This is a genomic window from Hydrocoleum sp. CS-953 (assembly GCF_002260545.1).
Taxonomy (GTDB): domain Bacteria; phylum Cyanobacteriota; class Cyanobacteriia; order Cyanobacteriales; family Microcoleaceae; genus Trichodesmium.
Map to the genome: position 1 here is coordinate 1 of NZ_LGSU01001288.1, position 9,336 is coordinate 9,336.

Here is a 9,336-nt window from a genome sequence, read left to right on the forward strand (position 1 = left end):
AAGATGATGAGTATAAAGAGTCGGGTATGTATTGGAGTTGGGGAAATCGTCAAAAGAAAGATCGTCGGTCTTTTGTACAAGAGGTGTCTGATGAAGCGAGTGATGATGATAAGGCAATTAAGCTTTGGGAACTTAGTTCAAAATTGGTGGGTTTAGCTTAATTTTTTGACAATGCAGGACTTACGCAGATGAACCCAGAAACCCGGTTTCTCCTAGATGTCTATAGTTCAAAACAATGGTTTATCCAAGAAACCGGGTTTCTTTGCGTAAGTCCCGATCATTTTGGTCAATCCTCTTTTTTTAAGAAGAGGTAATTATTAATTATTAATTACAGGACTTACGCAGCTGAACCCAGAAACCCGGTTTCTCGTAGACATCTATTGCTCAAAACAAGGATTTATCGTAGAAACCGGGTTTCTTTGTAATTATTAATTCTTGAAAGTTTATGGCTATTCTAAACCTCAAACCTACTCACAAACCTATCAAATTATATTACCAAAATTTAAAAAAGTTTCAACAGTTGAATGCTGTTAATGAAGGGGCGGTAAAAGTTGCTTTTGCTGACTTGTTAACTGCTTGTTGTCAACAGTTTAATTGGATGTTGGTACAAGAAAAGAGTATTCAATTAACTAAGAAAAAACTAATCCGAGTTGATGGGTTATTAGTTAGGGATGATACTCTTAAACATGGTATCTGGGAAGCGAAAGATAGTGAGGATGATTTAGCTAAAGAAGTACAAAAGAAGTTTAAACAAGGTTATCCGAAAGATAATATTATTTTTCAGTCTCCCGAACGGGTGATTATTTGGCAAGGGGGAAAACAGGTTTATGATGGAGAAATTACTAAACCGGAAGCTCTGGTAGAAAGTCTGAAGTTATTTTTTGAATATCGCCCACCCCAGATAGAAAATTGGGAAAAGGCAGCTACAGAGTTTGGGGAAAGAGTTCATAATTTAGGGGAAAAATTAGTTGAGTTAATTCAGAGTCAACGCAAAACTAATAAAAAGTTTATTGCTGCGTTTGATGGGTTTAGTAATATTTGCCGTCTGTCGATTAATCCGAATATTTCTGATGCAGCGGTGGAAGAAATGCTGATTCAGCATTTGTTGACGGAACGAATTTTTCGCCAGATTTTTGATAATCCAGATTTTAGTCGCCGGAATATTATTGCGGTGGAAATTGAGAAGGTTATTAATGCTTTAACCTCGAAGTCTTTTAGCAGGAATCATTTTTTGGAGGAGGTAGATTATTTTTATTTGGCGTTAGAAGAAGCTGCTAAAACTATTAAGGAGTATAGTGAGAAACAGCATTTTTTAAACACGGTTTATGAGAAGTTTTTCCAAGGGTTTGCTGTTAAGGTTGCTGATACTCATGGCATTGTTTATACACCCCAATCTATTGTTGATTTTATGGTAAAAAGTGTTGATGAGATTTTGAGAAAAGAGTTTAAGAAGTCTCTCAGTCATAAAGGGGTACATATTCTCGATCCGTTTGTAGGAACGGGTAATTTTCTAATGCGAATAATGCGGGAAATTAAGAAAACTTCTCTACCTGATAAGTATAAGAATGAGTTACATTGTAATGAGGTGATGTTGTTACCTTATTATATTGCTTCGATGAATATTGAGCATGAATATTTGGAGGCAACGAAAAAATATGAGTCGTTTGAAGGTATTTGTTTGGTGGATACTTTTTCTGTTCAAGAAGCGTTACAGTTAGATTTGTTTACTCCCGAAAATACTCAACGGGTGCAACGACAGCAAGATTCAAATATTTTTGTAGTTATTGGTAATCCTCCTTATAATGCTTGGCAACAAAATGAGAATGATAATAATAAAAATCGGAAGTATGGAGAAGTAAATCGACGGGTAGCTCAGACTTATTCTAAAGACTCAAAAGCGACGAATAAAATTTCTCTTTTAGACCCTTATGTAAAAGCTTTTCGTTGGGCTGCAGATAGAATTAAAGATGAGGGAATTGTGGCTTTTGTCACTAATAGTAGTTTTATTGATGCGATTGCTTTTGATGGGATGCGACAACATTTAGCCAAAGATTTTGATGTGATTTATGTTTTAGATTTAAAGGGAAATGTCAGAAAAGACTCAATGCGAGAAGGTATCCCCATTGGAGAAAAACATACTGTGTTTGGTTTAGCTGCAATGGTGGGTATAGCGGTGACATTTTTAATCAAACGAAAAGATAAAGGTATTAAAAAGCATCAGATTTTTTACAGTGAGGTTGATTGGAAAGCTACTCGTCAAGAAAAATTTGCTTTCCTGGAAAAAGCAAAAACATTTGCTGGCATTGACTGGCAAGAAATTAAACCGGACAAAAAAAATACCTGGTTAACGGCAGGGTTGCAAGCTGACTTTGAAACTTTTATCCCAATGGGAACTAAGGAAACTAAAGCTGCAAAGGGAAAAGTAACCGATACTATTTTTAAATTATTTAGCAACGGAGTAAAGACTAATCGCGATGTTTGGGCTTATAATTTTAATCCTGATAAATTAGCAGAAAATGTTCAACAGACGACCGCTACTTATAATGAACAAGTCAGGAAATGGCAGGATAGGCAAGACAGATCGGTTAAAGTCGATGATTTTGTCACTTATGATGATACTAAAATTAGTTGGTCTTCAACTTTAAAAAACCATTTAAAGCGAGGAATTATCGTAGAATATGACCAAAATCATATTAGACAGTCTCTTTATCGTCCTTTTACGAAATCTTGTCTTTACTTTGATGCTCACTTAAACGAGGCTCGCTATAAATTTCCCTACATATTCCCTACCCCGGAGACTGAAAAAGAGAATCGGGCGATCGCTGTTGCAGGAATTGGTGATAGAAAAGGATTTGGTTGTATGGTTAGTCAATATGTTTTAGGTTTAGATTTTGCATTTGAAAAAACCCAATGTTTTCCCTTCTACACCTACGACGAAGATGGAAGTAACCGCCAAGAAAATATCACTGATTGGAGCTTAGACACCTTTCGCCAAAAATACCAAGACGAGGCGATCGCTAAATGGGATATCTTCTATTATATCTACGCCCTCTTACACCATCCCACCTATCGAGAAAAATACGCCGATAACCTCAAACGAGAATTACCCCGCATACCCTACGCTCCAGACTTTCACGGATTTGCCAAAGCCGGAAAACGCCTCGCCGAAATTCACATCAACTACGAACAACAAGAGGAATATTCGTTAACATTTATCGAGAATGAAGAAGTTCCCTTAAATTGGCGAGTCGAAAAAATGAAACTCAGCAAAGACAAAACCCAATTAATTTATAACGAGTTTCTCACCTTAGCGGATATTCCCCCAAAAGTCTTTGAATATCGTCTCGGAAATCGATCAGCTTTAGATTGGATTAGCGATCGCTACCAAGTAAAAATAGACAAACGGAGTCAGATTGAAAATGACCCCAACCGCTTAGACGACGAACAATATATTGTGCGATTAATCGGTCAAGTAATTACAGTTAGTTTAGAAACAGTAGATATTGTTAATGGGTTGCCATCGCTAGATTGAAGTCAGAAAATCAATATTCAATTTTGTAACACAACCTTCCAGGTTGTTACAGCCTAGAAGGCTGTGTTACAGATGTAGCTCACGATCATCAAAAGTGCTATAAGTAGACCTCTCCAGAAAATAAATTTGCCCTTTATTTAGCATAAGCTAGAGTTGTAAAATTTCCAGATTGAACCCAGAAACCCAGAAACCGGGTTTTTTCGTAGATATTTATTGCCAAAACAACGATTTATCCTAAAAACCCGGTTTCTTTGCCTACAGCGCTTTTCAAATGAAGGAAGCACATCGCGTTGGGTTTCGTTCCTCAACCCAACCTACATCTGCTGAAAATATCTTCCCTATTCCCTATTCCCTATTCCCTATTCCCTGTTCCCTGCTATAATACCAAGAAACTTGTCAATAAATACCACGATTTCTTTAATGTACCTATATTACACCCTTGGACTTATACTTTTACTATCAGTAATAGGCATTGTGCTTTACCTGAAAAATCCTCGCAGTTATGAATCATCAGAAACTGTAGCCAATTCCTACGACGAATGGACAGAAGACGGCATCCTCGAATTTTACTGGGGCGAACACATTCATTTAGGTCATTATGGCTCGCCCCCACAAAGGAAGGATTTCTTGACTGCAAAATATGACTTTGTACATGAAATGGTTAAATGGGGCGGTGTCGATAAGCTACCCCGTGGTACTACTGTTATAGATGTAGGTTGTGGAATAGGTGGTAGCAGCCGTATTTTAGCCAAAGAGTATGGATTTAATGTTACGGGTATTACTATTAGTCCTCAACAAGTACAACGCGCACAGGAGCTAACCCCTGAAGGAGTTGACGCTAAATTTAAGGTAGATGATGCTTTAGCACTCTCTTTCCCAGATAATAGTTTTGATGTAGTTTGGTCTATTGAAGCAGGACCTCATATGCCAGATAAAGCCAAATATGCTCAAGAAATGATACGAGTATTAAAGCCTGGTGGAATATTGGTTGTAGCTGACTGGAATCAGCGAGACGATCGCCAAAAACAACTTAATTTTTGGGAAAAACCTGTAATGCGTCAATTATTAGAGCAGTGGTCTCATCCGGCTTTTTCTAGTATCGAAGGCTTTTCGGAACTAATAGCAGAAACTGGATTAGTAGAAGGGGAAGTAACAACTGCAGATTGGACGCAGGAAACTCTTCCTTCTTGGTTTGATTCTATTTGGCAAGGTGTAATTAAACCTCAAGGGATGATTCGCTCTGGTTTATCAGGGGTGATTAAATCTTTACGAGAAGTACCCACTTTGCTACTAATGCGTCTGGCATTTGGGAACGGCCTTTGTCGCTTTGGAATGTTCCGTGCAGTCAAAACTAATTCAGTTTCAAAATCAGCAGATAATATGGAAACTGAAGTAGTAAAAGTTTAATCTAATTAGGACTTACGCAAAGAAACCCGGTTTCTAGGATAAATGGTTGTTTTGAGCAATAGACGTCTAGGAGAAACCGGGTTTCTAGGTTCACCTGGTAACTCCTACAGCGGTTTAATGATAAATAAACAATCATACTGACTCCTTACTCATTACTCCTTATATCATGTTCGGTTGAATAGTTATGATTAGGATATAGATCGAAGAGATACCTCAAACCCTTGAGATTGCTATCCGTTCCGGAATGCTCCGCAAACCTTCCACTCCGTTCCAGTCGCAATGACTTTATAGTTAGTGTTTATCCGAACATGATATTACTCATTACTCCTGCAACAGTTATTCAAATGAAAACCGCTGTAATAAAAAAAGTAGCCTATTAAAGACTACTTTTGTTGATTGATTCATTAATTTTAAAAAATAGATGATAAATGTTAGATGAAAGTGATATCCATCTCAAGCTACTTTTTCTTTTTTCTTAATTTGCTGTTCGCAAGATTTAATAATTACCCATCTTCCTGTTTTGGGGTCGCGAATAGACTGAAAAGGATTTGACTTTAGTGGTTTCGTACAGTTTTTAGTATCCATGATGCACTCCTTACTTTAGATCTAGTATCTCATAAAAATTACTAATAGTATGTGACTGCTGAAGATATTCAATGTGATTAATGACAATATTTTAAGTGATTTGGATCACTTTTCGATCAACCACACCATCATAACCAAAACTCTGTAGGGGCGAATGCCATTTCCTAAGGTCATGCTCCGCAAACGCCCCTACTGTGGTCTACTGAAATAAAAACTGCTGTAAATAAACCCGCCCCCATGCACCAGCCAAACCTGTAGGGGCGGGTTCATCCCAAAATATTGAACTACCCAATAATTGACACTCCACGGACTAAAGTCGCGTGGATTCGTTACTAGGAGCTGTAAATCGGGTTAAAACCACGATTTTCACATTGCACGGTTCCCGAAAAATCGAAACGGCCACATTGCCAGTACCGTACCGTAGTACGCATACAGCAGCAGCTCACTAGGCGGTGCCAATTGCCACTACTCTCTCCGGTCAAAGACCATTGAGGCTACTTTTTTTAGTTATTGGTTGATTCACACAGCGAAGAGGTACAACGTGCTGACTAACGGCTGGAAACAGAGTGCTGGCAAGCACCGAGCTACCTTTTCGATTAACTACCATTTAACTGAAGCGTCCATTAGCTATCGGGCTTTCACCATGATTCAGAGGTCTTCGTGTCTTTAAGAATTAATGATAACACATTTTTTTGAATACGGGTTAAAACCCGTCGGGTCGTTTTCATCCAGCCGTTAAAACTGGCACTTTTCCAACTTCCCGAAAATTTACGATGAAATAGGGGGCGGGTTTAGCAAAATCTTTGACATCAGCAGGATGTTATCGTCAAAACCCGCCCCTACATTGTGCAGGTAATGGTTGGGTGATGCTATCGCCCTTCAACACCCCACTAAGTTTTGATTCATTCTGACTCCTGACTCCTGTCTCCTGACTCCTTATTTTGCTACTATTTCCTCCTGACTCTTAACTCCTGAACCCTGACTCCCATTACCATTACCATTTAACTCGCCAGAACTAGCCAAGTTACCATGATAAGCATTAGTCAACAACTGCTTAATATCATTAATCAAAGGGTAACGAGGGTTTGAACCAGTACATTGGTCATCAAAAGCTTGGTCTGCCAAATCTTCCAACCTGGCAAAAAATTCACCCTCACTCACAGAAACCACATCTTTAATTCCCTTGGGAATACCTACTTGACTCTTCAAGTCTTCAATAGCAGCAATTAACAAATCTACCTTTTCATCCTCAGTTTCTCCACCTAATAATAAATAATCAGCAATTCGAGAATAACGCCATTTAGCATTAGGATATTTATACTGGGAGAAAGTTGCTTGTTTGAACGGCGCATCGGTAGCGTTGTAACGAATAATGTGAGAAATCATCAACGCATTTGCCAAACCGTGAGGAATATGAAAAATAGCTCCTAACTGGTGAGCAATGGAATGGCAAATTCCCAAGAAACCGTTAGCAAAAGCCATACCTGCCATTGTTGCTGCATAGTGCATCTTTTCCCGCGCCTTTGGATCATTAGCACCATTGTTATAAGCAGAAGGTAGATATTTGAAAATTAATCGGATAGCTTCTAACGACAAACCGTTAGTATATTCGGAAGCTAAAACAGAAACATAAGCTTCTACCGCATGAGTCAAAGCATCTATTCCACCAAAAGCAGTCAGACTTTTTGGCATATTCAATACCAACTCTGGATCGACTATTGCCATACTAGGAGTCAAAGCATAATCTGCCAAAGGATACTTAATATCATTCCGGCGATCGGTCACCACAGCAAAAGGCGTAACTTCAGAACCAGTACCCGAAGTCGTAGGTACTGCCACTAAAATAGCTTTCTCACCCAAAGCTGGTAAATCATAAACCCGTTTACGGATATCCATAAACCGCATTGCCAAACCTTCAAACTCAATTTCTGGATGCTCGTACATCAACCACATAATTTTGGCAGCATCCATAGGCGAACCACCACCTATGGCAATAATCACATCAGGATTAAATTTCCGCATCATATCCAAACCCCGGTTCACAGTATCCAGGGAAGGATCGGGTTCTACATCATAAAAGATGTCATATTTAATCTCTACTTCATCGAGAACATCTTCTAAACCACGAGTTATCCCAAGTTCATAGAGTGGTTTGTCAGTGACAATAAACGCCCGTTTTTTACCTGCCAACTCTCGCATGGCAGTAGGTAAAGCTCCATATTTAAAGTAAATTTTTGGAGGAACGCGGAACCACAACATATTTTCTCGACGTTCTGCTACTGTCTTAATATTCAACAGATGGTGAGGTTCAACGTTTTCACTAACGGAGTTGCCGCCCCATGTTCCACAACCAAGAGTTAGGGAAGGATCAAGTCGGAAATTATAGATGTCGCCGATCGCTCCTTGGGAAGAAGGAGTATTAATCAAAACCCTTGCTGTTTCAACAGTATCTTCAAATCGTTTAATATGATCTGCATTAGCAGGAGAAGTATATAGAGCTGCCGTATGTCCCCGTCCACCAAATTCCACTAAACTTTCGGCTTTGTCTACAGCTTCCTCAAAGCTACTTGCATGATACATTGCCAATATGGGAGAGAGTTTTTCGTGGGCGAAGGGTTCTTCATGGTTAATGTCTTCCACTTCACCAATTATAACTCTGGTTGTTTCTGGGATGGAAAAACCAGCCATTTCGGCAATTTTTTGTACTGGTTGACCCACAATTTCTGCATTCAACCGTCCATTGATTAGAATTTTGTTCCGCAGTTTGTCTTTTTCTTCTGGAGTTAAGAAGTGAGCGCCTCGATCTATAAATTCTTGTCTGACTGTATCGTAAACACTATCAACCACAACTACTGATTGTTCGCTGGCGCAAATCATCCCATTGTCGAAGGTTTTACTCAGGATAATTGAAGAGACTGCCATTTTAATATGAGCAGTTTCGTCAATTAAAGCTGGAGTATTACCGGCACCAACTCCCAAAGATGGATTACCAGAGGAGTAAGCAGCTTTAACCATTCCCGGTCCCCCAGTAGCCAGAATCAATTTAACTTCTGAATGCTGCATTAATTGTTGGGATAGGGGAACTGTTGGTTCATCTATCCAACCGATAATGTGTTCTGGTGCGCCTGCTGCTACTGCTGCTTCGAGAACTACTCTAGCTGCTTCGCAGGTACATTTTTTGGCTCTGGGGTGAGGAGAAAATATTATTGCGTTACGAGTTTTGAGACTAATTAATGATTTAAAAATTGCTGTTGATGTGGGATTAGTTGTGGGAACTATTCCAGCAAGAATTCCTACTGGTTCGGCAATTTTTTGAAAGCCAAAAGATTTATCCTCTTCGATGACTCCACAGGTTTTTTCGTTTTTGTATTTGTTATAGATAATTTCTGAAGCAAAGTGATTTTTGATTACTTTGTCTTCTACTACTCCCATGCTTGTTTCTGTGGCTGCCATTTTTGCTAGAGGAATTCTAGCTGCGTTGGCTGCTAGGGCTGCTTTTTTGAAGATGTAGTCTACTTGTTCTTGTGTATAAGTTGCGTATTTTTCTTGGGCTAATTTTACTTTTTGTATGAGTTCTTCGAGTTGTTGCTCGTTTGTTACTTTCATATTTTCTCCCTAACCTAAATTTTGGCTTTTTCTGGAGCTGGTTTAATATCCGACTCTATTATAATTCCATTTTTTTCCTGTCAAGTTAATTTGAGTTATTTTCTCAATTTTTTAATTTTTTTGACATATTTTTTGTTTTTAATATTTAATTGATTTTAAATCTGTATTAAATTGAATTTTATTAACTTGAAATCAGTGTAGAATTA

At 38.6% G+C, this 9,336-nt stretch carries 4 protein-coding genes and 1 pseudogene; 3 read left to right on the top strand and 2 right to left on the bottom strand.

Annotation, left to right across the window (positions count from 1 at the left end):
• From AFK68_RS42330 to AFK68_RS23000, 3 genes and pseudogenes are all read left to right on the top strand, one after another.
• Nucleotides 1–161, top strand: a pseudogene (locus tag AFK68_RS42330) (protochlorophyllide oxidoreductase); the annotation flags it as partial.
• Between the two features lie 284 nt (nucleotides 162–445).
• Nucleotides 446–3,532, top strand: coding sequence for a type ISP restriction/modification enzyme (locus AFK68_RS22995; protein ID WP_094675404.1), 3,087 nt, complete (start codon nucleotides 446–448; stop codon nucleotides 3,530–3,532).
• Between the two features lie 420 nt (nucleotides 3,533–3,952).
• A complete protein-coding gene (locus AFK68_RS23000; RefSeq protein WP_094675406.1) occupies nucleotides 3,953–4,939 on the top strand; it encodes a methyltransferase domain-containing protein in 987 nt (328 codons plus the stop codon).
• 453 nt (nucleotides 4,940–5,392) lie between these two features.
• Here the strand turns inward: AFK68_RS23000 and AFK68_RS43590 are convergent, their stop codons facing one another.
• Both AFK68_RS43590 and adhE read right to left on the bottom strand, forming a co-directional pair.
• Complete coding sequence (locus tag AFK68_RS43590; RefSeq protein ID WP_256386634.1) at nucleotides 5,393–5,524, bottom strand: hypothetical protein; 132 nt, start codon at nucleotides 5,522–5,524, stop codon at nucleotides 5,393–5,395.
• Nucleotides 5,525–6,460: 936 nt separating this feature from the next.
• On the bottom strand, nucleotides 6,461–9,130 hold the full coding sequence (gene adhE / locus AFK68_RS23005) for a bifunctional acetaldehyde-CoA/alcohol dehydrogenase (protein WP_094675408.1): 2,670 nt from the start codon (nucleotides 9,128–9,130) through the stop codon (nucleotides 6,461–6,463).
• Nucleotides 9,131–9,336: the final 206 nt, after the last annotated feature.